The organism is Ensifer sp. D2-11 (genome assembly GCF_054161295.1).
The window spans coordinates 3,061,450-3,086,383 of the sequence record NZ_CP096433.1; the positions used below are offsets into that span (position 1 = coordinate 3,061,450).

At 64.0% G+C, this 24,934-nt stretch carries 22 protein-coding genes; 7 read left to right on the forward strand and 15 right to left on the reverse strand.

The window, feature by feature from the left end; genetic code table 11:
• Positions 1–215 precede the first annotated feature (215 nt).
• Positions 216–2,477 (reverse strand): transglycosylase domain-containing protein, encoded by a 2,262-nt coding sequence (locus M1D34_RS14730; protein ID WP_027990423.1) that lies wholly within the window; start codon positions 2,475–2,477, stop codon positions 216–218.
• A gap of 502 nt (positions 2,478–2,979) precedes the next feature.
• Here M1D34_RS14730 and M1D34_RS14735 point away from each other — a divergent pair.
• Both M1D34_RS14735 and M1D34_RS14740 read left to right on the forward strand, forming a co-directional pair.
• On the forward strand, positions 2,980–3,903 hold the full coding sequence (locus M1D34_RS14735) for a DMT family transporter (RefSeq protein WP_498779647.1): 924 nt from the start codon (positions 2,980–2,982) through the stop codon (positions 3,901–3,903).
• A gap of 99 nt (positions 3,904–4,002) precedes the next feature.
• On the forward strand, positions 4,003–4,494 hold the full coding sequence (locus tag M1D34_RS14740) for a hypothetical protein (protein ID WP_028011097.1): 492 nt from the start codon (positions 4,003–4,005) through the stop codon (positions 4,492–4,494).
• A gap of 66 nt (positions 4,495–4,560) precedes the next feature.
• Here M1D34_RS14740 and M1D34_RS14745 read toward each other — a convergent pair whose 3' ends face one another.
• From M1D34_RS14745 to M1D34_RS14755, 3 genes are all read right to left on the reverse strand, one after another.
• A complete protein-coding gene (locus tag M1D34_RS14745) occupies positions 4,561–5,508 on the reverse strand; it encodes a lysylphosphatidylglycerol synthase transmembrane domain-containing protein (protein WP_153314034.1) in 948 nt (315 codons plus the stop codon).
• Positions 5,509–5,871: 363 nt separating this feature from the next.
• A complete protein-coding gene (locus M1D34_RS14750; RefSeq protein ID WP_498779650.1) occupies positions 5,872–7,266 on the reverse strand; it encodes a M20/M25/M40 family metallo-hydrolase in 1,395 nt (464 codons plus the stop codon).
• 98 nt (positions 7,267–7,364) lie between these two features.
• The gene (locus tag M1D34_RS14755) at positions 7,365–7,808 is read right to left on the reverse strand and encodes a MarR family winged helix-turn-helix transcriptional regulator (protein ID WP_003531925.1); all 444 of its coding nucleotides are present in this window, start codon (positions 7,806–7,808) and stop codon (positions 7,365–7,367) included.
• Positions 7,809–8,280: 472 nt separating this feature from the next.
• Here M1D34_RS14755 and polA point away from each other — a divergent pair, with 472 nt between their 5' ends.
• Positions 8,281–11,295, forward strand: coding sequence for a DNA polymerase I (gene polA, locus M1D34_RS14760; RefSeq protein WP_498779652.1), 3,015 nt, complete (start codon positions 8,281–8,283; stop codon positions 11,293–11,295).
• A 141-nt stretch (positions 11,296–11,436) separates the two neighbouring features.
• Here polA and M1D34_RS14765 read toward each other — a convergent pair whose 3' ends face one another.
• Positions 11,437–12,441, reverse strand: coding sequence for a 2-hydroxyacid dehydrogenase (locus M1D34_RS14765; protein WP_003531928.1), 1,005 nt, complete (start codon positions 12,439–12,441; stop codon positions 11,437–11,439).
• Between the two features lie 252 nt (positions 12,442–12,693).
• Here M1D34_RS14765 and M1D34_RS14770 point away from each other — a divergent pair, with 252 nt between their 5' ends.
• A complete protein-coding gene (locus M1D34_RS14770; RefSeq protein ID WP_050577706.1) occupies positions 12,694–13,197 on the forward strand; it encodes an SH3 domain-containing protein in 504 nt (167 codons plus the stop codon).
• A gap of 20 nt (positions 13,198–13,217) precedes the next feature.
• Here M1D34_RS14770 and M1D34_RS14775 read toward each other — a convergent pair whose 3' ends face one another.
• The 3 genes from M1D34_RS14775 to M1D34_RS14785 all read right to left on the reverse strand — a co-directional run bounded on the left by M1D34_RS14775 (position 13,218) and on the right by M1D34_RS14785 (position 15,326).
• The gene (locus tag M1D34_RS14775) at positions 13,218–13,733 is read right to left on the reverse strand and encodes a P-loop nucleotide/nucleoside kinase family protein (protein WP_164835173.1); all 516 of its coding nucleotides are present in this window, start codon (positions 13,731–13,733) and stop codon (positions 13,218–13,220) included.
• Positions 13,734–13,767: 34 nt separating this feature from the next.
• A complete protein-coding gene (locus M1D34_RS14780; RefSeq protein WP_010968402.1) occupies positions 13,768–14,760 on the reverse strand; it encodes an adenosine kinase in 993 nt (330 codons plus the stop codon).
• A 140-nt stretch (positions 14,761–14,900) separates the two neighbouring features.
• Complete coding sequence (locus M1D34_RS14785) at positions 14,901–15,326, reverse strand: VOC family protein (RefSeq protein ID WP_028011102.1); 426 nt, start codon at positions 15,324–15,326, stop codon at positions 14,901–14,903.
• 67 nt (positions 15,327–15,393) lie between these two features.
• Between M1D34_RS14785 and M1D34_RS14790 the strand changes: the two genes are divergently transcribed.
• A complete protein-coding gene (locus tag M1D34_RS14790; RefSeq protein ID WP_003531933.1) occupies positions 15,394–15,987 on the forward strand; it encodes a TetR/AcrR family transcriptional regulator in 594 nt (197 codons plus the stop codon).
• Positions 15,988–16,063: 76 nt separating this feature from the next.
• Here M1D34_RS14790 and nth read toward each other — a convergent pair whose 3' ends face one another.
• Positions 16,064–16,855, reverse strand: coding sequence for an endonuclease III (gene nth, locus M1D34_RS14795; RefSeq protein WP_498779655.1), 792 nt, complete (start codon positions 16,853–16,855; stop codon positions 16,064–16,066).
• A 22-nt stretch (positions 16,856–16,877) separates the two neighbouring features.
• Here nth and M1D34_RS14800 point away from each other — a divergent pair, with 22 nt between their 5' ends.
• Together M1D34_RS14800 and M1D34_RS14805 are read left to right on the forward strand one after the other, a co-directional pair.
• Positions 16,878–17,375 carry a DUF2244 domain-containing protein gene (locus M1D34_RS14800; protein ID WP_003531937.1) on the forward strand — a complete coding sequence of 166 codons (498 nt, stop codon included), beginning with the start codon at positions 16,878–16,880 and terminating at the stop codon, positions 17,373–17,375.
• A gap of 76 nt (positions 17,376–17,451) precedes the next feature.
• Complete coding sequence (locus M1D34_RS14805) at positions 17,452–18,324, forward strand: methylated-DNA--[protein]-cysteine S-methyltransferase (RefSeq protein ID WP_498779657.1); 873 nt, start codon at positions 17,452–17,454, stop codon at positions 18,322–18,324.
• Positions 18,325–18,753: 429 nt separating this feature from the next.
• Here M1D34_RS14805 and M1D34_RS14810 read toward each other — a convergent pair whose 3' ends face one another.
• The 6 genes from M1D34_RS14810 to mepA form a co-directional block, all read right to left on the reverse strand.
• A complete protein-coding gene (locus M1D34_RS14810; protein ID WP_498779659.1) occupies positions 18,754–19,389 on the reverse strand; it encodes a 2,3-bisphosphoglycerate-dependent phosphoglycerate mutase in 636 nt (211 codons plus the stop codon).
• Positions 19,390–19,419: 30 nt separating this feature from the next.
• A complete protein-coding gene (gene dapB, locus M1D34_RS14815) occupies positions 19,420–20,238 on the reverse strand; it encodes a 4-hydroxy-tetrahydrodipicolinate reductase (RefSeq protein ID WP_010968395.1) in 819 nt (272 codons plus the stop codon).
• A gap of 17 nt (positions 20,239–20,255) precedes the next feature.
• A complete protein-coding gene (locus M1D34_RS14820) occupies positions 20,256–22,061 on the reverse strand; it encodes an ABC transporter ATP-binding protein (protein ID WP_010968394.1) in 1,806 nt (601 codons plus the stop codon).
• A gap of 108 nt (positions 22,062–22,169) precedes the next feature.
• On the reverse strand, positions 22,170–23,189 hold the full coding sequence (locus M1D34_RS14825; protein ID WP_003531954.1) for a glucokinase: 1,020 nt from the start codon (positions 23,187–23,189) through the stop codon (positions 22,170–22,172).
• Positions 23,190–23,250: 61 nt separating this feature from the next.
• Entirely contained in the window at positions 23,251–23,631 is a 381-nt protein-coding gene (locus tag M1D34_RS14830; RefSeq protein WP_003531955.1) for a methylglyoxal synthase, read from the reverse strand.
• A gap of 123 nt (positions 23,632–23,754) precedes the next feature.
• Positions 23,755–24,822, reverse strand: a complete 1,068-nt coding sequence (gene mepA, locus M1D34_RS14835; protein WP_010968392.1) for a penicillin-insensitive murein endopeptidase — start codon at positions 24,820–24,822, stop codon at positions 23,755–23,757.
• Between the last annotated feature and the right edge of the window lie 112 nt (positions 24,823–24,934).

Genomic DNA, 24,934 nt, shown 5'->3' on the forward strand with positions numbered 1-24,934 from the left:
TCGTTCTCTCCTTGCAGCGGACTGTCGGAACCCGGTCAGGCATTCGTGGGACAGCCCCTAACGGGATGGTCTTTGTGTCTCATCGCAGCCGCGGCTGCATCGATGCGGCGTATATAAGGACCGGCGTTTCGGACTGCAAGGCATTCTGCGGGGGGATCGACGGCAAATGCAAGCCGTCTTCCACAAACACCCGGCGGCGGCCCGCTGCCGCTGGTTCAGCCGCCGGTCAGCAGGTCGAACAGCGTCGTTCGGCGGGTTCCACCGGTGGTCTCTCCGACGCCGGCCGGCGGGATTGGCCCTCCGGCCTGTTCTGCAGGCCGGACCTGATCGACGGCGGCCATGCCGTCCATGCTTTCGACGCCGTCCATGCCTGCCGGACGCTCGGGGAAGACATCGGGACTACCCGCGTCGAAGCCATCGGCCGGCATTTCGCCGGCAGCAGCGATGCCGCCCTCGTCGAAGACCGGCTGCACGCCCGTCGTGCCGAAGAGCGGCGAGGGCGAAAGACCCTCATGCGCCGCAACCATGAAATCGTGCCAGGCCCTGGCGGGAAGGCCGCCGCCGGTGACCTTTTTCATAAATTTTCCGTCGTCGTTGCCGAACCAGATGCCGGTCGCGAGGTTGGAGGTGTAGCCGACGAACAGCGCGTCGCGGAAGGACTGCGTCGTTCCGGTCTTCCCTGCCGCCTCCCAGCCCGGCAGCCGCGCATTTTTGCCGGTGCCGTCCGTCAGCACGCGCACCATCATACGGTTCATCTCGCTGACGATCGCCGGATCGAGCACCCGCGGCGGGTTGTCGTAGGTGTTCTCGTAAAGCACGGTGCCATCGGCGGTGGAGATGCGCCGGATGACGTGCGGCGTCGCCTTGAAGCCGCCATTCATGAAGGGCGCATAGGAGGACGTCAGCTCCACCAGCGTCACTTCCGACGTGCCGAGCGCGATCGATGCATTGGCCTGCATGTCGGAATCTATGCCCAGCCGGTGCGCGAGCTTGACCACGTTCTGCGGCCCGACCTCCATCACGAGCTGGGCGGCGATGGTGTTCAGCGAATTGGCGAGCGCATCGGCGAGCGTCACCTCGCCGCGGTACTTCTGATCGTAGTTCTCAGGTGTCCAGTTGCCGATCCGGACCGGCGCGTCGTTGCGCACGGACATCGGCGTGCGGCCGATCTCGAGCGCCGCCGCATAGACGAAGGGCTTGAAGGCCGAGCCCGGCTGGCGCTTCGCCTTGGAGGCGCGGTCGAACTGGCTTTCGGCATAGTCCCTGCCGCCGACGAGCGCCCGGATGGCGCCTGTGCCGTCGATCGAGACGAGCGCCGCCTGGGAGGCGTTGAGCTTGCCGCCTTCGGTCTCGAGCCTCTCGGCGAGCACCTCCTCCGCCTTCTTCTCGAGCGTAAGGTCGATGGTCGTATCGATGACGAGATCTTGCGTGACTTCGCCGATCATGCCGGGGACCTGGTCCATCACCATGTCGGCGACATAGTGCTCGGCGCCGGACCAGAAGCTCTTTGCCCGTGTCGGTGCCTGCGACATGGCCGTCTTGATCTCGGAATCGCTGATGAAGCCTTCCTCGCGCATTGCGCCGAGCACGAGCTGTGCGCGCTCCTCCGCCGCTTCGGGGTCTCGGGCCGGCGACAGCCGTGAAGGAGCTTTCAGAAGGCCCGCGAGCAGCGCCGCTTCGCCGAGATTGACGTCGCGCGCCGACTTGTTGAAGTAGCGCCGCGAGGCCGCCTCGACGCCATAGGCGTTCGACCCGAAGAAGACGCGGTTGAGATACATCGCCAGGATCTGGTCCTTGGTGTATTTCTGCTCCAGCCAAAAGGCGAGCAGCACCTCCTGCACCTTGCGCTCCAGCGTCCGCTCCGGCGAGAGAAACAGGTTCTTGGCAAGCTGCTGGGTGAGCGTGGAGCCGCCCTGGACCATGCGGCCGCTCATGACGTTCGTGAGCATGGCGCGCGCCAGCCCCAGCGGATCGACTCCGAAGTGCGAATAGAAGCGGCGATCCTCGATGGCGATCACCGCCTGCGGGATATAGGGCGACATGTCTTCGAGAGCGACCGCCTCGCCGCCGGTCGCGCCCCTGTTGGCGATTATGTCGCCATTCGTCGCGAGAATCTTGACGTTGGGCGGCCGTTCGGGGATCGACCAGCTCGTCGCGCTCGGCATGCGCGCGCCGTAATAGAGCACGAGCCCGCCGACGCCGATCGCACCCCATATGCCGAGCACGACGCACCAATAGGCGAGCCGCCGGACGAGGCCGAAGAACCCGCCGCCGGAACCGCTTCTCCCGGAGCCGCGGCCGCCGGCGCGCTTGCCGCGCTTTTCTCGCTTGGCGCCGCGTTCGGGCGACTTGGCGCGCCTCGGCTTGCTGCCGCCGCCCGCGACGCGATCGCTCGCATCGACGCGCAGGTCGCCGCCGTCGCCGTCGTTACCGCCGAAGGAAGGCTCGATCCGCTGTCCTGATTTGCCGCTCGCCATGCCGGAAGGAAATATCCCTTTGGGGCCGGACCGGGTGCCCATCGCCCGCAAGCGATCCCGGCCGTGCCGTTGTCGTGCGGGAGGCTCCACCCCCTCCGCTGGTGCCGATCCGTTGTACTTTAAATGCGGCAATTTAAGGGGGAGTTAAGAGCTCTCTTGCGAAAAAGGCAGATTGTTCAAAACCTTGCATCGGCGCTGGCTTCCCGGGTCCGGACCTTTGGAAGGCTGAACGCCGTCTTGCATCCGGTGCAATGCTGCAATGCAACATTCGCACTATTACCTCAGCGAGAATGATCTATTCTTCTCCTTGTCGAAGCGCTGTACCTCCTCCCACGGCGCCCGGCATTCGGTCGGTTCACTCCTCCTCCCAGAACCGATCAAGTTTAAGACCCCGAGCCACCTCCTCCCGGCTCGGGGTCTTTCTGTATCTGGCGATGCCTAAAACGCGTGGCGTTCGCGCGACGCGCTTCGGGTCAGGCGAGATGCATAGGGCGAAAAACTCGTGGCTGCGGCCGCAAAGCGCGTGTATCACCACCCCATGAGATCCAAGGCAAACGGTTACGTCTTCGCGCTTCTGGCGATCGTCATCTTCTCGATCCAGGACGGCATCTCGAAGCATCTGGGCGCCATCTACCCGCCGGTCTTCGTGGCAATGATCCGCTACTGGGCCTTTGCCGGGTTCGCTGCGGCCATCGCGGCGCGGGCGCCAGGCGGTTTTGCCGCGACCGCGGTGACGAGAAAGCCGCTCATTCAGCTCCTGCGGGGCGTCCTGTTGCCCGTGCAGATCGTCGTGGTGATCACGTCCTTCACCATCGTCGGGCTGGCGCATTCGCAGGCGATCCTCGCCGCCACCCCGCTCTTCGTGGCGCTCCTGTCGATGCCGCTGCTCGGCGAACGGGTCGGATGGCGGCGCTGGTCGGCGATTGCCGTCGGACTCCTCGGCGTTCTTCTGATCCTGAGGCCGGAAGACGGCTCGTTCGACCTGAACTTTCTGCTGCCGCTGGCCGCAGCCGTGATGTTCGCCTTCTATGTCATCACCACCAGGCTTGCCAGCCGTGAGGACTCGGCGATGACCAGCTTCTTCTACACCGGCACCGTCGGTGCCTTCGCGATCAGTCTCGTCGGGCCCTTCTTCTGGGCGACGCTTTCGGGGGCGGACTGGGTCTGGATGGTGCTGCTCTGCATCACCGGCACGTCGAGCCATTATTTTCTGATCCGCGCCTACGACATGCTCGATGCCGCCGCGGTTCAGCCGCTTACCTACCTGCAGCTCGTCCTCGCCTCCATCATGGGGGTGACCATCTTCGGCGAGACGCTGACGACTGGCATGATCATCGGCTCGGTGCTGGTGGTCGCCGCCGGCATCTTCACCCTCTGGCGCGAGCATGTCGTCGGCCGGCAGAAATCCCGTCTGCCGCCGCGGTAAGGTCTTCTCCTTCGACTCAAAATCGTCGGGTTCGTGCCGGACACTCGCGATCGCGCCGGCTTCTCGGCCGGCGGGCTCGTCCGTTCGAAAGGAGAGAGTATGAGGATTCGCTGCACCGCGCTGATTGCCCTTGCCGCCCTTGCCGCGCAGGGTATCGAGGCCAGGGCACAGGAAGAATTCCCCTATGTCGACGACCGCTCCGACGGCGCGGCGCTCGTCCGCTCGCTCTACAACGCGATCAATCGGAAGGAATATGCCAGAGCCTACGGCTACTTCGGCGCGTCGAAGCCCGTCGGCGAATTCAAGGCCTTCGCGGACGGTTACGCGAAGACGGTGTCGGTGGAAGCGAAGTTCGGCAAGGTCCTCACGGAGGGCGCTGCCGGCAGCATCTATTCTGCCGTTCCGGTCGCGATCAAATCCATCGAAGAAGGCGGAAAGGCCCGCTTCTTCTCCGGCTGTTACGTGACGAGGATCATCAATCCGTCGCTGCAGGTGCCGCCCTTCACGCCCTATCAGATCGAGACGGCGCGGCTCGACGAAGCCGAAGGCCCCATCGAGGAGGCGATCCCCGCCACCTGCAACGTCCCCTGATGCCTCGAGCAATTCCGGGAAAAGTGCGTAGCGGTTTGCTGGAGGCGCTCTAGCACAATCGAAACCCTACGGCTCCTTCGCGCCACGCTCGGCCAGAAAGCGGGAATGCTCGAAGACGAGGATGACGACGAGCGCCATCACGAAAGGCACGAGGAGGTAGAGCAGCCGGAAAATGGCAAGCGCGGCCAGAACGTCGGCCGGGTCCATTTCCGGCAGCGCCGCGATGAAGACGAATTCAAGCACACCGAGGCCGCCCGGCGCATGGGAGAGCAGCGCAGCGGAGAAGGATGCGAGAAAGATGCCCAGAATAACCACATAGCCGGGATTGCCGGCTTCCGGCAGCGCGAAATAGATGATGCCGGCAGCGCCCAGGAGCTCGACGGGGGCTATGATCAATTGCCTAAGCACGATCGAGGGCCGCGGGTAATGCAGCTGGAACCAGCGCGTGCGCAGCGGCCGCATGCCGACCAGGCTGCCTAGGACGTAGAGCGCGATGAGCGCGAGAATGAGGCACCCCGTCGTCAAGGACATTTCGATCGGCAGGAACTCCGAAAATCTCTCGATGATATTCGGCCTCAGGAGCAGCACGATGGCCGAGAGCATCAGCGTGCCGAGCGTGAAGGTGAAGGAGCAGAAGGCGACGAGCACGCCCACCTCTCCGGGCGTCAGGCCCTTTGACCGATAGGCGCGGTAGCGCACCACCGCGCCGGAAAAGACAGAGGCGCCGAGATTGTGCGAAAGCGCATAGGTGGTGAACGAGCAGAGGGTGATGAACCACAGCGAGATGCGGTGGCCGAGATGATCGAGCGCCAGCCGGTCATAGGCGGCAAGCGCCGCATAGGCGACAAGCGTCGAACCGATCGCGAGCAGCCAGCTTTCGAGCGATATGGCCTGGAAGCTCGCCAGGAATTCGTTGAGAGACAGGCCGCGCAGTTCATCGACGAGCGCGCGCACCGAAATCAAAATCGCCGCCAGCCCGACGACGGGCCAGAAATATGCCTTGAGCCGTTTCATGCCGGGGCTTCTGCGCGATTCCCCGGCGGAAATCGATTTACAAGCGAAGTGTCGCGGCGATGCGCGTGTCCATCAGCAGCGGCCGGTTGGAGGCACGCCAAGCGCATCGCGGTTCCGCCGAGGTGGCGATGCCCATTCTGCGTATTGAAAGAAACATGCTCGGGACGAGGCGTCCCGATCCTTGCACTTGCCAACAGCCCATTTCCCACTTTGATTTGTTTTCAAAAAGGGAAGCATCCCAAGGCAGGCAGGTCAAGCAAAGTCGACTTGATATCCGTCGAGCCGGTGCGATTTGTCATTCAGGGCTGAAGGCGGTGGACAATGGCCGAACGGTGTTCACCATAGCCCCCCGCCTGCAATGCCTTACCGCGTGCCGAGTGCGTCGAGAATGCGGACCCACGAGCGGATGCCCTTGTGGAAGGACGTGAGCTCGTATTTCTCATTGGGCGAGTGGATGCGGTCGTCGGAAAGACCGAACCCGACGAGCAGCGATTCCATGCCGAGCATCCGCTGGAAATCGCCGACGATCGGTATGGAGCCGCCCATGCCGATCACGACGGCGGGCTTCGGCCATTCATCCGAAAGTGCCGCCTTCGCCGTGGTCAGCAGCGCCGAATCATAGGGCAGATGAATAGCCGGCGAACCGCCATGCGCATGAAATTCGACGGAGCAGTCCGCCGGGATTTTCGAGCGCACATAGGTGCGGAAGCTTTCGCGGATCCTGGCCGGGTCCTGCTTGCCGACGAGGCGGAACGAAACCTTGGCGGAGGCTTCCGCGGCGATCACCGTCTTGAATCCTTCGCCGGTATACCCGCCGGTGATGCCGTTGATCTCCGCGGTCGGCCGCGCCCAGGTGAGTTCGAGCACGGAGCGGCCCCTTTCGCCGGAAGGGATCGAGAGGCCGATCTCGCCGAGGAATTTCTCGGCGGTCTGGCCGAGCGTTTCCCACGTAGCCTTGATCTCCGCCGGCGTCTCCTCGACGCCTTCGTAGAAATCGTCGAGCGTCACGCGGCCGGTCTCGTCGTGAAGGCCGGCGAGAATCTCGGCCAGGATGTGGATCGGGTTCGCCGCCGCGCCACCGAAATAACCGGAGTGCAGGTCGCGGTCCGCCGCCTTGACGACGACCTCCTCGCCGACGAGGCCCCGCAAGCCTGCCGAAATCGCAGGCGTCTCCCGGTCCCACATGCTGGTGTCGCAGACAAGCGCGTATTCGGCCTTGAGTTCCCCGGCATTGGCTTCGAGGAAGGGCTTGAGCGACGGAGAGCCGGATTCCTCTTCGCCCTCGAAGAGAATGGTGATGCGGCAGGGCAAGACACCACGGGCTTCCTTATAGGCGCGCACTGCCTCGACGAAGGTCATCAACTGGCCCTTGTCGTCGGCCGTACCCCGGCCGGTAATGATCTTGCGGCCGGGCTCGACCTCCTTGACGGAGGGCTCGAAAGGCGGCGTCTCCCAGAGGTTGAGGGGATCGACCGGCTGCACATCGTAATGGCCGTAGAAGAGCAGATGCGGAGCGTCCGCCTTCTCGGCAGCGTGATGGGCGACGACCATCGGATGGCCGGGCGTGTCGCGCACCGAGGCTTCGAATCCAAGCGTTCCGAGTTCCGCCACCAGCCACTCGGCAGCCTTGCGGCACTCCGCCTTGAAGGCGGGATCGGTGGAAATCGACTTGATGCGGACGAGGTCGAAGAGCCGCTCGAGGCTCTGCGGGAGATTTGCGTCGGCGCGCTCGAGAACCGGGGTGATATCTGCCATCATGCGAATCCTTTTTGGTTTTCGCGGCAAAACTAGAATCGAAACCCGGCGGCTTTAAGCGAAAACTTTTGATGCAACGATAAATTGTCAGATGAAGAGAATCAGGAGGCGTCGCCGTGGCGCGCCGTATTCGCGAGCGCCATGCGCATATATTGGAGCATGAGTTCTTTCTCGAAGCGGCGAAAGCCGGAAAGCAGCGACTGCTCCGCTGCTGCGGCAGCCTCCTTCGCGGCCGCCTCCATCTTACGGGCTCGTTCCGTCAGGAATATCTGCTGCGAACGCTTGTCGTTCGGATGCTTGCGGCGGACGATAAGGCCGTCGCGCTCCATTCGGGCGAGCGTATTGGCCATGGTTGCCTGCTCGATGTCGAGCCGGTCGAGAAGTTGTCTCTGCGTCAGCCCTTCCTCGGACCATAATTCCAGGAGGACCGGGAACTGCCCGGGGGCAAAGCCGAGTTTCTGACCGCGCTCCTGTAGGGCGCGCGAGAAACCCCTCGCCAACAAGCTGGCCAGGTAAGTCGCAGATTCCATACGATTGAAGGCCATGCCTATGCCTACGCGGGAAGGAGCGCGAAGACAAGTTACAATGCCTGCAATGAAGCCGAACTGCGCCGACTTCACGGGGATTTGAGACTGCGTGGCGAAACGCTTTTGACCGTGGGGCAAAGGCAACAAAAAACCGCCACGGCGCGGAGGCTGCGCCGTGGCGGCTCTTTGAAAGCGGGACAAAGGCCCGGAGAGGGGGATGAGGCCTTTGTCCTCATCTGGTGCGGGCGGGGGACAGGCCAATCACCAGACTCACGGCATTGTATGAGTGCCGCTCGACATGATTTGTGGATTGAAATGTGGCATTTCAAGGATAGGCCGACCGAATCGCGCATTACAAATGCGTAACGTTTGCGTGAGTGTTCGGCGCCGAACTTCAGGGCTCCGGCAAGGCCTTTGCCGCTCGACTTAATAGGGTAGTGCGGGAAAAGCGCAATGGACCTTTCCCCTGCCTCGCGCTATCCATGGCCGCATGAAAAACGGTGATCATCTCTTCCTCGTCGACGGCTCGGGCTTCATCTTCCGGGCGTTCCACGCCATCCCGCCGCTCAACCGCAAGTCGGACGGACTTCCCGTCAATGCGGTCGCGGGATTCTGCAACATGCTCTGGAAGCTTTTGACCGACGCGCGCGACACCTCCGTGGGCGTGACGCCGACACATCTGGCCGTGATCTTCGACTATTCCTCGAAGACCTTCCGCAACGGGCTCTACGACCAGTACAAGGCCAACCGGACAGCGCCGCCGGAGGATCTGATCCCGCAGTTCGGGCTCATCCGCCACGCCACCCGCGCCTTCAACCTGCCCTGCATCGAGAAGGAAGGCTACGAGGCCGACGACCTCATCGCGACATATGCACGGCTTGCCGAGGAGGCGGGCGCCGACGTGACCATCGTTTCCTCCGACAAGGACCTCATGCAGCTCGTCACGCCGAAGGTGTCGATGTACGACAGCATGAAGGACAAGCAGATCACCGTTCCGGACGTGATCGAAAAGTGGGGCGTGCCGCCGGAAAAGATGATCGATCTCCAGGCCATGACCGGCGATTCGACCGACAACGTGCCGGGCATCCCCGGGATAGGGCCGAAGACGGCAGCCCAGCTCCTCGAAGAGTATGGCAATCTGGACACGCTGCTTGCGCGGGCCGGCGAGATCAAACAGCAGAAGCGGCGCGAGTCCATCATCGCCAATGCCGATCTGGCGCGCCTTTCGCGTGAGCTCGTGACGCTGAAGAAAGACACGCCGCTCGACGTTCCGCCCGAGGACTTCAGGCTCGATTCGCAGGACGGCCCGAAGCTCATCGCATTCCTGAAGGCGATGGAATTCACCACGCTCACGCGCCGCGTCGCAGCGGCGACGGATACGGATGCAGAAGCGATCGAACCGGCTCATGTGCCGGTCGAATGGGGCGCGCAAGCGCATGGGCCGGATCTCGACGTCGGCGAGGCCGGCGGCCCGCCGCCGTCGCCGCAATCATCGAGCGCGACGCCGCCTCGGGGAAATGCGGCCAGGGCGGCTGTCTCGTTCCTCTCCTCCGGCCAGGATGCCGGTACGACCGGCGCGACGCCTAACGGCCTCGCCGAGGCGCGTGCGGCCTATTTCCGCAAGGCGCCGTTCGACCATTCCGGATATCTAACCATCCGCGATATCGATACGCTCGAGCGTTGGATCGCAGACGCCCGCGAGGCGGGGCTCGTCGGCTTCGATACCCAGGCTACGTCGCCCGACGCCATGCGTGCCGACCTCGTCGGCTTTTCGCTCGCGGTCGCCGATTACGCGAACGACCCGTCGGGCTCGAGGATCAGGGCTGCCTATGTGCCGCTCGCCCATAAGAGCGGCGTCAGCGACCTCCTGGGGGGTGGACCTGTCGACAGCCAGGTCCCGGTCCGGGAGACCTTAAGCCGGCTAAAGGAGCTGTTGGAGGACCCGTCCGTCCTGAAGGTGGGGCAGAACCTGAAATACGGCTACCTCGTGATGAAGCGGCATGGCATCGCCATGCGAAGCTTCGACGACACGATGCTGATGTCCTATGTGCTCGATGCCGGCAACGGCGCCCACGGCATGGATTCGCTTGCCGAGCGGTGGCTTGGCCACACGCCGATCGCCTATAAGGACGTCACCGGCACCGGCCGGTCTTCGCTCACCTTCGACTTCGTCGACATCGACAAGGCGACGGCCTATGCGGCGGAGGATGCGGATATCGCGCTGAGGCTTTGGCATGTGCTGAAGCCCCGGCTCGCCGCCAAGGGACTGACGCGCGTCTACGAGCGGCTGGAGCGGCCGCTGATCTCCGTCCTTGCCGGGATGGAGGAACGCGGCATAACCGTCGACCGGCAGATTCTGTCACGCCTCTCCGGCGAGCTGGCGCAGGGGGCGGCGGCGCTCGAAGACGAGATCTATCGCCTCGCCGGCGAGACATTCACCATCGGCTCGCCGAAGCAGCTCGGCGACATTCTCTTCGGCAAGATGGGTCTTCCGGGCGGCTCCAAGACCAAGACCGGGCAATGGTCGACCTCCGCGCAGGTGCTCGAGGACCTCGCGGCCGCCGGACACGACTTGCCCCGCAAGATCGTCGACTGGCGGCAGCTGACCAAGTTGAAATCGACCTATACCGACGCCCTGCCCGGCTTCGTGCACCCGGAGACGAAGCGCGTCCACACCTGCTTTGCAATGGCTGCGACGACGACGGGGCGGCTTTCCTCCTCCGATCCGAACCTGCAGAACATTCCGATCAGGACCGGCGAAGGCCGCAAGATCCGCACGGCCTTCGTGGCGACGCCGGGACACAAGCTTGTCTCGGCGGACTATAGCCAGATCGAGCTGAGAGTGCTCGCCCATGTGGCCGACATCCCGCAGCTGCGCCAGGCTTTCGCCGATGGCGTCGACATCCATGCGATGACAGCTTCCGAAATGTTCGGCGTGCCGGTGGACGGCATGCCGAGCGAAATTCGCCGCCGCGCCAAGGCGATCAATTTCGGCATCATCTACGGCATCTCCGCCTTTGGGCTCGCCAACCAGCTTTCGATCGAGCGTTCGGAGGCGGGGGATTACATCAAACGCTATTTCGAGCGCTTCCCCGGCATCCGGGACTATATGGAGAACACCAAGGCCTTTGCCCGCGAGAACGGCTATGTTGAGACGATTTTCGGCCGCCGGGCCCACTACCCGGACATCCGCTCGTCCAATCCGTCGATGCGCGCCTTCAACGAGCGCGCTTCGATCAACGCCCCCATCCAGGGCTCGGCCGCCGACATCATCCGCCGCGCCATGGTCAAGATGGAACCGGCACTCGAAGCGGCGAAGCTCTCCGCGCGAATGCTGCTTCAGGTCCATGACGAGCTGATCTTCGAGGTGGAGGATGGCGAGATCGTGCGGACCATTCCGGTGATCATCTCGGTGATGGAGAACGCCGCGATGCCCGCGCTCGACATGAGGGTGCCGCTCAAGGTCGATGCGCGCGCGGCACACAATTGGGACGAGGCGCATTAAGGCCTGTCGAGATTCGGGATACCCGCAGCGGCTTGTTCGATTACCTCATCCTGCGCTCGTCACAGGGATGAGGTAAGAGGAGACTGCAGTCCTCCGATACCTTTCCGATAGCGCCGCGCGTCCTATCGGACGCGCAAAGGTTTAGTCCCGCCCCGGCAGGACCCTGTCCGGCGGGCGATGGCCGTCGAAGAAGGTGCGGATGTTGATCACCACCTTCTCGCCCATGTCGATGCGGCCTTCGAGCGTCGCCGAGCTCATATGCGGCAGGAGCACGACCTTTCCCTCGCCGGCAAGCTTGATGAGCTTCGGATTGACGGACGGCTCGTTCTCGAAGACGTCGAGCCCGGCGCCGGCGATCTTGCCCTCGCGGAGGCTCTTGATCAGCGCCGCCTCGTCGATGATGCCGCCGCGCGCGGTGTTGACGATGTAGCTGTCGGGCCGCATCAGCGCCAGCCGCCGGGCCGAGAGCAGATGATAGGTCGCCGGAGTCGACGGGCAGTTGACGGAGACGATGTCGACGCGGGCGAGCATCTGATCGAGGCTGTCCCAATAGGTCGCTTCCAGCATCTCCTCGGTTTCCGGTTTGACGCGGTGGCGGTTGTGATAGTGGATCGAAAGCCCGAAGGCCTTGGCACGGCGGGCGACGGCGGTGCCGATTCTCCCCATGCCGACGATGCCTATGCGTTTGCCGGCAATGCGCCGGCCCAGCATCCAGGTGGGAGACCAGCCTGCCCACTCCCCCTTGCGGTCGGTCAGCACCTGCGCACCTTCGGCGAGCCGGCGCGGCACCGCGAGGATCAGCGCCATGGTCATGTCGGCCGTGTCCTCGGTCAGGACGTTCGGCGTGTTGGTGACGGTTATGCCCTTGCGTGCGGCCGCATCCACATCGATGTTGTCGACGCCGTTCGAGAAGGCGGCAATCAGCTTCAGCTGCGGCCCGGCCTGCTCGATCAGCGCCGCATCGATCCGGTCCGTCACCGTCGGCACGAGCACGTCGGCCCGCTTGACCGCGGCGACCAGCTCCGGCTGGCTGCGCGGCGTGTCATCGATGTTCAGCTCCGCGTCGAAGAGCTCACGCATCCTGGTTTCGACGACATCCGGCAGTTTGCGGGTGATGTAGACCGTTGGCTTTTTCTTGCTTGTCATTGCTGTGAGCGGCGCCCTCGTTGACGGGTCCTTAACCAAGTCGGGTGATAGTTCTCCCCATAGCCGCAATTTCTACCAGACCCGGTGGGGAACACAATTGAAAGTCGCCGCCCCGTGCGGGGATTTGAAAAGTGCGGGGATTTGCGAGCGCCTGGCCGGTCAGCACCGCAAGGGCTTTCGCCAAGCCCTGCTTACGTTCGGAAGATGAGCTTCGTCATGCGTCACTTCATTTCACGAGTTTCCACCCTCACGATGGCAGCCTTGCTCGGAGCGGTCTTGACGGCCGGCACCGCCCAGGCGCAGGCGGCGAAGGGGCCGAGCGGCCTTCCCCTCCCCCGCTTCGTCAGCCTGAAGGCGAAAAGCGTGAACTTGAGAATCGGCCCGAGCGTCGACTATGCCGTCGCCTTCCGCTATCTCAAATCCGGCGTGCCGGTCGAGATCATCCAGGAATATGACAATTGGCGCCGGATCCGCGACGCCGACGGAACCGAAGGCTGGGTCAACCAGGCGCTTCTGTCCGGCGACCGCACGGCGCTGGCGGCCCCGTGGATGCGCAGCAAGGGAGAGGGTGTTTTCGTCAACATGCGGCGCGATCCGCAGGGGACGGCGTCGATCGTCGCGCGCGTCGAACCAGGCGTCATGCTGCACATCGGCGAATGCAACGGCGACTGGTGCCACGCCGAAACGCAAGGGGTCGAAGGCTGGATTGCCCAGAGCGAGATCTGGGGAGCCTATCCCGGCGAGGCCTTCAAGTAAGCGTTTCGGGCGGGACGGCGTCAGCTCCCTGGTTTTTGGCGTTCGAGCTTCGAAATGAATTCGGCGACGAGCTCGTCGGGGCTCTTCTTCGCGGTGTCGATGACGAGGGGTCGCAACCCCCAATCTTCGTAAACGCGATTGGTGATCTCTTCCCAGGTTGGTTTCGTCAGACCCGGTACGTCGGAAAGCCGGGTTTCCGCGCGACGGCGATGTTCCGCCTTGTCCGAGCAGACGACCTCCAACTCGACGGCCGGCGCCGCCGACCGGTCTGCTACCGCGAGCCAGGCGGCTCGCGTCACACCCAGGCCATTGACGGAATCCGCGATGACGGTGTGGCCGAGCGTGAGGTTGTCTTCAGCCACCCCGTAGGCCGCTACATATCCTGCGGCGCCGACGACGGAACCCGGTACGCCCGAAGCCCGAATGCATTGCTCGATCGTATCGACGCGCACATGCACCGCGCGTAATCGCTTCGCCAAAGCGCGAGCAATCGTCGTCTTCCCGGATCCGGGCAAGCCTCCCAGGATGATGAGCATCAACGCGTGCTTTCGATTCGCTCGGAAGAGAGCCTCAGACGAGAGCTGCCTGCCTGGCAGCGGTTGCAAGCGAGACCAGCGGCCGCGGGCCGATCTGGCCTATGACGATACCGGCGGCCAGATTGCCGAGCTTGCTGCACTCCTCGAGCGAGCGGCCGCTGGTATAGCCGAAGAGGAAGCCGGCAGCATAGAGATCGCCGGCGCCGGTGGTGTCGACCACCTGCTCCAGAACACTCGCACCGACGCGTACGCGCTCAGCGCCGCGCACCACGACGGAGCCTTCCTCGCTCAGCGTGACCGCCGCAAGCTTGCAGTCCCTGGCCAGCAGCTCGAGCGCGCGATCGAAGTCCTCGGTCTCGTAAAGCGCGAGCGCCTCCTGCCGGTTGGCGAAGACGATATCGACCGTGCCCGAGCGCATGAGCTCGAGAAACTCGCTCCGGTAGCGATGCACGCAGAAACTGTCGGACAGCGTCATCGCCGTTTCCCGCCCATGGGCATGGGCGATGCGCGCCGCTTCGCGGATCGCATCCTTGGCGCGTGGCGGGTCCCAAAGATAGCCTTCGAAATAGGTAACCTTCGACTGGGCAACGACGTCGTCCTCGACATCCTCCGGGCCGAGCTCGACGCAGGCGCCGAGATAGGTGTTCATCGAGCGCTCGCCGTCCTCGGTCACGAAGATCATCGAGCGGGCCGTCGGGGGATGGCCGTCGAGCGGCTTCGTCTGAAAATGGACGCCCTGTGCGCGGATGTCATGGGTGAAGATTTCGCCGAGCTGGTCGTCGGCGACCTTGCCGAAATAGGCGGCGCGGCCGCCGAGGCTCGCGACGCCTGCCGCCGTATTGCCGGCACTGCCGCCGGAGGCTTCGACCGCCGGTCCCATTCTCGAATAGAGCAACTCGGCGCGATCGGCATTGATGAGGTTCATCGCGCCCTTGATGATGCCGTTTTCTTCGAGAAAGCTGTCATCGCAGCGCGCAATGATATCGACGATCGCGTTGCCGATCGTCAGAACGTCGTATTTTGCCATGAACTCCGTCCGGGTTTCCTTAGTGACCGGTGTTCGTTAATAGCGGTTTTCCGGCCATTTGGAAGACGCAACAGCGTTATGCATCTTTTCAAGTGCAGTAAGGCTCCCGCATGCAGCGGAAATTCCGGGGATGCCGACGATCACGTCGGCAACGCCTTTGCGTCATAGGCGGCGGCGAACTCGGCGCTTGGCGGGATCGGCTTGATGATGTCGATCATCACGCCGTTCGGATCGGCCGTGATGAAATGACGCTGGCCGAAGTCTTCGTCGCAGATCGGCTTGAGGATGGGCAGGCCCGCGTCACGCATCTGGGTATAGAGCCGATCGGGATCTTCCACCTCGAAATTCAGGAGCAGGCCCTGCACCGGCGCCCGGTGCCGTTCGGGCACCGTCTCATGACGGTAATCGAGGACCGCGAGCGTCACATGTTCGTTCTCGGTCGACTGGAGGTGCATGTACCAATCGCTTACGAAAAGCGCCTCGAAGCTTAGATGCCTGACGTAGAAGTCCGCCGTCTGCCGAACGTCCTGCGTCATGATCACCGGATAATAGCTTGTCGATTTCATCCTTTCCCTCCGTCGTTCGATCACATACAATCTGCATGTATCCTCCAATAACATACAGGCTGCATGTATGCAACAGAGAGAAACAAGACGCTCCAACCGGGAGCGCTCCGATGCAACCCGCACGGCGATCCTCGATGCCGCACGCGCGCTCTTCGTCTCCAGGGGCTACGCCGAAACCGCGACGCCGGACATCGTTGCCGCAGCCGGGCTTACGCGCGGCGCGCTCTATCATCACTTCGAGGACAAGAAGGCGCTGTTTCGGGCGATCGTAGAACGGGAAGCACGCGAGGTCGCGGCGATGATCGAGCAATTGGCCGGTGCTCCCCTCCCACCCCGCGAGGCACTGCTTGCAGGAGCGGCGGCCTATTTCGACGCCATGGCCGTTCCGGGCAGGGTACGCCTGCTGTTGCTCGACGGGCCGGCCGTGCTGGGCGTCACCGAAATGGCGGCTCTCGACGCCGCCCATGGCGGCAGAACGCTGGAGGAAGGCCTCGCCGCCGCCATGGCTCCGCACCGCCTGGAGGAGAAGACGGTCAAGGCGATGGCATTCCTGTTGTCCGCCGCCTTCGACCGCGCTGCGCTCGAGATCGATGCGGGCGCTGCACGGGCCGACTATGCCTACGCCATCGACAGGCTGATCGACCGCCTGATCGCTCAATGAGGAAAGTGATTGAGATCGGATGAGGAAAAGTGTGTGCGGTTTTCCGCCCGTGATTTTAGGTCGACCCGACCTGAAATCATCGTGATCTGGCGGCGACGGAGATCGCCTGCGGCGGCAATTCCACCAGCGGGGCCGGGGTATCGCAGGTCTTTTCCGGCGATTTGCAGAGGTCCGCTATCACGCAGCGCTCGCATTCCGGCCGGCGCGCCTTGCAGACATAACGGCCGTGCAGGATCAGCCAGTGATGGGCATGGAACAGATAGTGCTCGGGGATCACCCGCAGGAGGTGCGCTTCCACCTCGTCCGGCGTCTTGCCCGGCGCAAGACGGATGCGGTTGGCAATGCGGAAGATATGGGTGTCGACGGCCATCGTCGGCTGACCGAAGGCCATGGAGAGCACGACATTGGCGGTCTTTCGCCCGACGCCGGGCAGCGTCACGAGCTCCTCGCGCGTGCGCGGCACCTCGCCGCCGAAGTCGGTGATGAGCTTCTCGGAGAGGGCGATGACGTTTTTCGCCTTGTTGCGGTAGAGGCCGATCGTTTTGATATAGTCGCGAACCCGTTCCTCGCCGAGCGCCAGCATCTTCTCCGGCGTATCGGCGACAGCGAAGAGCTGCCGGGTCGCCTTGTTGACGCCGGCATCCGTCGCCTGCGCCGAGAGAGCGACCGCCACGACGAGCGTGAACGGATTGACGTGCTCGAGCTCGCCCTCCGGCTCCGGACGCTGCACCGAAAAGCGGCGGAAGATTTCCTCGACTTCCGCGGTGCGGTAGGCACTGCGTGGCCCCGTGCGGCCTCCCGTGCGGCGCGTTGTCGCTTTCGCCGGCTTTGGCTCTTGTGGTGGCGATTTGAGCTTCACGTTTTTCATGCTGCATCTATAGTCAAGGGTCATGATCAAAGGCAACGCCGCGCCAAACATCGATGACGAGCCGATCTTTGCGGCCGAACTCACCCCCTACCGCTCGCTGGGATACAGGGGCTTCAAGATTTTACTGATGATCGCCGGCATCATGAGCCTGATGCACATCGTCGTGTTTCTGGTCATCGGCGCCTGGCCGATCGTCTTTTTCTTCGGCCTCGATTTGATCCTGCTCTTCGGTGCCTTCTGGCTCAACTACCACGCTGCGCGGGCCCGCGAGGAGGTCAGCGTTTCGCGCACCGACGTTTCGGTCAGGAAGTTCGCGCCGTCGGGGAGGATGATCGAACACCGCTTCAACACCTTCTGGGCGCGCTTCAGCATCAAGCGTCATCAGGAGATCGGCATCGTGTCGATGAAGATAAGTGGCGGCGGCCGGCAGACCGATATCGGCTCCTTCCTCAACCGCGATGACCGCGAAACCTTCGCCGCCGCCTTCGCACGGGCGCTGGCGACCGCCAGGTCGCGCTGAGCCGGCCGGCCGGCCGACAAGAATCGGGTGGTTATAGGATCGCCCGCATGATTATCTGTGGCACAAGGAGATGATCATGAACGTCGTTACATCCATTCCCACCGACATCACCCCGGAAGGCACCGACTACGACACGGTCCGGCGTGTGATCGCGATGCTGACCGAAGATTATCGCGAGCAGCCGTCGCTCGAGTCGCTCGCCCGGCGCCTCGGCCAGTCGCCGACGCAGCTCCAGAAGGTCTTCACCCGTTGGGCCGGCCTTTCGCCGAAGGCCTTCCTGCAGGCGGTCACCCTCGATCACGCCAAGCGCCTCCTGCGCCAGGAGGACATGCCGTTGCTCGAGACCAGCATCGAGGTCGGCCTTTCAGGTCCGAGCCGGCTGCACGATCTCTTCGTCACCCATGAGGCCATGTCGCCCGGCGAATGGAAGGCGCGCGGCGCCGGCCTCACCATCCGCTACGGCTTTCACCCCTCGCCCTTCGGCACGGCCCTGGTGATGGTGACCGATCGCGGCCTCGCCGGCCTTGCCTTCGCCGATTCGGGCGAGGAGCGCGCGAGCTTCGAAGACATGGCCGCCCGGTGGCCGAACGCCACCTATGTGGAGGACAGCGCGGCGACGGCGCGCTATGCGGCACGCATTTTCGACCCCGACCGCTGGTGCGCGGAAGAGCCGCTCCGGATTTTCCTGATCGGTTCGGATTTCCAGATCCGCGTATGGCAGACCCTGCTGCAGATTCCGCTCGGCAAGGCCACGACCTATTCCAGGATCGCCGACAACCTCGGCCAGCCGACGGCCTCGCGTGCGGTCGGCGCCGCGGTCGGGCGCAACCCGATCTCCTTCGTCGTGCCCTGCCATCGTGCGCTCGGCAAGACCGGCGATCTCACCGGCTATCACTGGGGATTGACGCGCAAGCGCGCGATCCTCGGCTGGGAGGCGGGGAAGGCTTGAGGGGTTGCCCTACAGCGCCGCGCGTCTTATCAGACGCGCAAAGGTCGCTGTGGCACTTTGATCTGCTGCATGTTTTTGTCCTTTAATCGGATAGGATTAAAGGACACATGCAGTAGATTGCCCCTCATCCGCCTGCCGGCACCTTCTCCCCGCAAGCGGGGCGAAGGGACAAGCGGCGCCGACTGAACCTCGCATTCACCGCCCGCCCGAGGGAGCGAGCGGGCGCGGCATATCCCTTCTCCCCGCCTGCGGGGAGAAGGTGGCGGCAGCCGGTTGAGGGGCAATCCCTTCCCTCGAACCCGCCAGGTCTGCAAAGGGCAGATCTCGAGGATGACGACCGAGGGCGGTTGAGGCGGTTGGGTTCCCGAGGGATCCCGGGATCCATTCATCAGCAGTATCCGCCGCACCAGCCCGCAAGAGATGTGTGCCTCAATGCGCCCCGGACATATCCCCGAGCACTTCCTTCGAAGCGACGGTCGAATCCGCGTTCAGCTTGTAGACCATCGGCACTCCGGTCGCGAGGTTGAGCTTGAGGATCTGCTCCTTGGTCAGCTTGTCCAGCACCATGACGAGGGAGCGCAGCGAGTTGCCATGGGCGGCGACGAGCACCTTCTCGCCCGAAAGCACGCGCGGCAGGATGTCGGTCAGGTAATAGGGCCAGACGCGCGCGCCGGTGTCGCGCAGGCTCTCGCCGCCGGGCGGCGGCACGTCGTAGGAGCGGCGCCAGATATGGACCTGCTCTTCGCCCCATTTCGCCCGCGCATCGTCCTTGTTGAGACCGGAGAGGTCGCCGTAGTCGCGCTCGTTCAGGGCCTGATCGCGGATCGTTTCGAGCGACGACTGGCCGACGGCGTCGAGGACGAGCTGGCAGGTACGCTGGGCCCGGATGAGGACGGAGGTGAAGGCGATGTCGAATTTGATGCCGTAATCGGCAAGCTCCTTGCCGCCGGCCTTTGCCTCCTCGATGCCGAGTTCGGTGAGGTCGGGATCGCGCCAGCCGGTGAAGAGGTTCTTCAGGTTCCAGTCGCTCTGGCCGTGCCGGACAAGGACGAGGGTGCCGCTCATTTCGATTTCCTCTTTTTGAATTATCGGATGTCAGTCGAGCCCGAGAACGTCGAGCATGGAGTAGAAGCCTGGCTTCCGGCTCCGCCCCCAGAGGGCGGCAGCGACGGCGCCGCGGGCGAAGATGGAGCGGTCGGTCGCACTGTGCGAAAGGGTGACCATTTCACCCTCTCCGGCAATCACAACCGAGTGCTCGCCGATGACGGAGCCGCCGCGGAGCGTCGCAAAGCCGATTGACCCTTCGGGCCGCGCACCGGTGTGGCCGTCGCGGACCCGCACGGAGTGATCCGCAAGATCGATGCCGCGCCCCCTGGCCGCCGCTTCGCCGAGAAGCAGCGCCGTGCCCGAGGGCGCATCGACCTTGTGTTTGTGGTGCATTTCGAGGATCTCTATGTCCCACCCCCCGGCCGGAAGCGCACGCGCCGCCTTTTCCGTGAGCACGCCGAGCAGGTTGACGCCAAGGCTCATATTGCCCGACTTGATGACGCGGGCGTGACGGGCGGCGGCGCGGATCCTCGCCTCGTCATCCGCCGAGCAGCCGGTCGTGCCGACGACGTGCACGATGCGCGCCTGCGCCGCAAGGCCGGCGAATTCCACCGTGGCGGCGGGCGCCGTGAAATCGAGCACGCCTTCGGCCTCGACGAAGGCTTCGAGCGGCTTGTCGGTAACGGCGACACCCATCGGGCCGGCACCGGCAAGCTCGCCGGCATCGCGGCCGATAAACGGCGAGCCGGTCCGCTCGATCGCGGCATGAAGGCGCACGCCGGCGGTCTCGTGAATGATCCGGATCAATGTCTGGCCCATACGGCCGGCCGCGCCGACCACAACGAGCTTCATGTCCGTTTCGTTCATCGTGCAATTCCCTTGTGCTACAGGATCTGTGCCTCTGCGACCGTATCCGCTCCGCTGCCCTGGAGATTGTGGAGGCGAGCGTAAAGACCGTCCGGACGCCGCGCAAGCTCCTCATGGGAGCCTTCCTCGACGACGATGCCTTCCTTCATGACGACGATCTTGTCGGCATTCACGACGGTGGAGAGCCTGTGCGCGATGACGATCACGGTGCGGCCGCTCATCGCCTCTTCGAGTGCCTTCTGAACGGCCGCTTCCGACTCGGTGTCGAGCGCCGAGGTAGCCTCGTCCAGAAGCAGGACGGGCGCGTTGCGGACGAGCGCCCGGGCGATCGAAAGACGCTGACGCTGGCCGCCGGAAAGCGTCACGCCATGCTCGCCGACGGGCGTGTCATAGCCCTGCGGCTGCGCCAGGATGAAATCATGCGCGTAGGCCAGCCGCGCCGCTTCCTCGATCTCGGCATCGGTCGCATCGGGCCGGCCGTAGCGGATGTTGTCGCGGATCGAGCCTTCGAAGAGATAGGGCTGCTGCGAGACATAGGCGAGGCCGGCACGGAGCGACTGCTTGGTGACGCCGGCGATATTCTGGCCGTCGATCAGGATCTCGCCGGACAGGGGATCGTAGAAGCGCGGGATCAGGCTGATGATCGTCGACTTGCCGGCACCCGAGGGGCCGACGAGCGCAGTGGTCTTGCCGCCCTCCGCACGGAAGCTGACGCCTTTGAGGATCTCCTCGCCGGTGCCATAGGCGAAGCGCACGTCGCGCAATTCGACGGTCGCCTCGCCGAGCCTCAGCTCGGTGGCGTCCGGACGGTCGCGCTGGTGCGGCACCGTGTCGAGAATCTCGTAGATCATGCGGGCATTGACGGCCGCGCGCTCCATCGAAACCTGCAGGCGCGCGAGACGCCGAGCCGGATCATAGGCCATGAGCAGGGCGGTGACGAAGGCGAAGAACGCTCCGGGCGGCACGTTGTGATAGATCGTGCGGAAGGCCGCATAGGCAAGCACGCTGGAGATCGCCAGTCCCGCGAAGGTTTCGGTCATCGGCGCCGTGCGCTCGCTCAGGCGCGCGATGCGGTTTGCCCGGTTCTCGGCACGATCGATGATAGACTCGACCTTGCGCCGCAATTCGTTCTCCATCGTGAAGGCCTTGACGATGGTGATGCCCTGGATGGTCTCCTGCATGGCCCCGAGAACCCGGCTGTTGACCTCGACGGCCTCGCGCGTCGCCAGGCGCAGGCGCCTGGAAATGTAGCGGAGCCCGAGGAGCAATGGCGGTGCGACGAAGAAGACGATCAACGACAGGAGCCAGTCCTTGCTGAACATGACCACGACCAGGCCGATCAGTGTCAGGAGGTCGCGGGCGATAGACGTGACCGTCATGTTGAGCACGTCGCGGATGCCGCTGACGTTCTGGCTGACTTTGGCGGCGAGCTGGGCCGAGCGGTGCTCGTGGAAATAGCCGACGCTGAGCGCCATCAGATGCGCATAAAGCCGGCGCTGATAGCGCGCCACGATGTTGTTGCCGATCTTGGAAAGGGCGACCGCCTGCCCGTAGGTCGCAAGCCCCCTGAGGACGAAGGCGGCGAAGATCGCACCGCAGATCAGGAGCACGATGTCGGCGCGCCTGTTGGCGAAAGCCTCGTTGACGACCGCCTCCATGATCCAGGCGGTGAAGCCGGTCGTCGCCGCCACCACGACAAGGCATGCGATTGCGAAAGCATAGCCGCGGATGTGGTCGCGGCCGTTTTCGGCGATGACGCGCTTGAGGATTCCCGTGATCGTCTCGGAATCGACTGCGCGCTTGTTTCTATCCTTGGCGTTCAATAAGCCCGTCTTCCCTGAGCCCGCTCGCGTACCGCACCCCGGCATCGCTTTCGGGGGCTCTATAGTGCTTTGCTGCCGTTTTGGCGAGTCTCTGCGCCGGCCGCAGCGTCACCTTCTCCAACGGCGTCCCTCCATTGCAACACCGAAGTCCCTCGGCGTGCGGGCAAAGGCCGCGAGGCCGGAGAGCGCCGCCATGGGGTGAATGACGGCGAAGGTCGGAATCGTCCGCATCAATGCCGAATGCGGCGCCTTGTCCTCGAACGCCGCGCGAAATTCGGGCTTCGTCAGTGCCGGCAGTATCTTCTGCGAAATGCCGCCGGCAAGGAATACGCCGCCGCGCGCCATGAAGATCAGCGCCATGTCGCCGGCAACGCGCCCGAGATAGGTCGCAAAGAGCGACACGGTTTCGACCGCCGCCGCATCGACGCCGGAGAGCGCGCTCGTCGTCACTGCCGCCTGATCCGCAAGAGCCGCTTCCTCGCCATTGGCCGCGCAGACCGCGCGATAGAGATTCATGATGCCGCGGCCACACAGGATCTGCTCGCCGGCCATGCGTCCCTCGATCGGTTCGAGGAAGGGCCAGATCCGGAAGTCGCGCTCCGTCCGGGGACCTATATCGACATGACCGCCCTCGCCGGGCACGGGTATCCAGGTATGCTGCGCATAGACCAGTCCGGCGACGCCCAGACCTGTTCCCGGGCCGAGCACGACGCGCGAATGGAAGGGCCGGACGGCGCCGCCGCCGATCTGAACGACATCCTGATCGGCCGGCGCGGCGATGGCGAGCGCCTGGGCCTCGAAGTCGTTGATGACCAGCACGTCCTCCAGCCCGAGGCTCGCCAGCATGTCCTTCGGGCGAATCACCCAGCCGGCATTCGTCAGCGGTATCTCGTCGCCCTTGATCGGCCCGGCCACGGCGAGGATCGCCGAGCGCGGCTGGACGGAGGTCTTGTCGAGGATGCTTTTCTGCATCGCCTCCTCGATCGTGGCGAAATCGCCCGTTCTGATCGGGGCCAACTGCTTCGGTTCGCCGTAGGCGTCGGTGAGCAGTGCGAAGCGGGCATTGGTGCCGCCGATGTCGCCGATCAGGATCGGGAAGGGAAAGCTGTGTTCACTCGCATTGGGCATGGAAGAAGTCCGTCCTGGTCGCGGTGTGCGTGTCGCGGCGTGAAGGTCCCGGGATTATGTATCAGTTGCGCCTGAAGTCGATCAACTGCTCGGCAGTCGCGCGGTTGAGCGCCATCGGGATGTCATAGACGATCGCCAGGCGCATCAGTGCCTTGACGTCGACGTCGTGCGGCATGGCCGTCAACGGATCGACGAAGAAGATCAGGCAGTCCACGTCGCCCGTGGCGATCAGCGCGCCTATCTGCTGGTCGCCGCCGAGCGGACCGCTCTTCAACCGGACGATGTCGAGCGCCGGACACACGTCGAGAACACGGCCGCCGGTGGTCCCCGTGGCGACGATCTTCCACTTGGACAGGACCGCCTCGTTCGCCTTTGCAAAAGCCGCGAGGTCATCCTTCTTCTGATCATGGGCGATCAGGGCGAGACATTTCCGATCTGCCATGCGAGAGCCCCCCGGCGAAAGATCATGGAGCGGTTCAGGGCGCGGCTCGACTGGCGCGCGCAAACGAACCGTTTAAATCGATTTGAAGGGCCTATACATGAGCACCGGGAATTTGCAAAGGCGCTATTGCAGCCCGGGCCGCGGCGAGGGTACCGGAATGTTTGCGAGCGGCGCTTCGCCGGCCGCCTCGATCACGGCCTCTATGCTGGTCGCGGCAGCGGGAATTGCGGCAGGGGCGCGATAGGCGGTGCCGTAGGTAGCCTCCTGTTCGGAAGCGGGTGCGGGGCCGTTCAGCACCAAAGCGCAGGCCTTCGGCAGATCGGCAAGCTTTGCGAATTTCGGCTTCGGCGGCTTCGCTCCGGGTTTCTGCTTCGGCTTTGCCCAGGGCTCGTCCGTGAACCACCAGGCGAGCGACTTGTCGCAGCCGTCACCCGCCGGAACCACGGCCTGGTCCTTGCAGCCCTTGGAACCTGGAGGGCATTTGATCCGGATGTGGAAATGATAGTCGTGGCCGTAGATCGGCCGGACCTTGCCGAGTGCGGCGCGGTCGCCGCGCCAGGTGTCGCAGAGCTTCTTCTTGATGGCGGGATTGACGAAGACCCGTTCGACCTGCGGATAGCTCGCCGCCATCATGATCAGCCGGGCGTGAGAGGGTGTCCAGATGGAGGGATCGACCGTCAGGAACTTGCTCTTGTCGAGCATGGACGTCGCGGAAATCGTCTCGCGTTCCTGGTAGCTCAGCGTTCTTTGCGGCATCGGCGTCAGCCAGATATCGGCATCGAGCCCGATCTGATGCGAAGCGTGACCCGAAAGCATCGGACCGCCGCGCGGCTGCGAGATATCGCCGAGCAGAAGGCCGGGCCAGCCGATCTTCTCGACGGCATCGTGGGAGAACCGCTCGATCAGCGCGATCATCGCTGGATGCCCCCAGCGGCGGTTTCGCGACAGACGCATCGCCTGCCATGTCGGGCCGTCGGTAGGGATAGCGACGCCACCGGCAAGGCAGCCCTTGGAGTAGAACCCGAACGAAGCCGGCGCCGCCTGCATCGGCAGGTCCTTGGCGCCGAAGAGCTCCTTGGCCGGGGGAGCGTCGTTCGCAGCCGCCTCGGCGGAGACGAGGCTCACCCCCATGATCAGAGCCAGGACGGTCGAACCGCAGCGCCGAAGCGCAGCACGCGCATCAAATTTCATTCCATTCCCCATGACCTTGCTTGCTGCGTGTTTTCAGCAACCTGAAGCGTTGCAGCGACCTCTGCGCGTCTGACAGGACGCGCGGCGCCCTCAGTCCGCTGCCCTCTCCTAT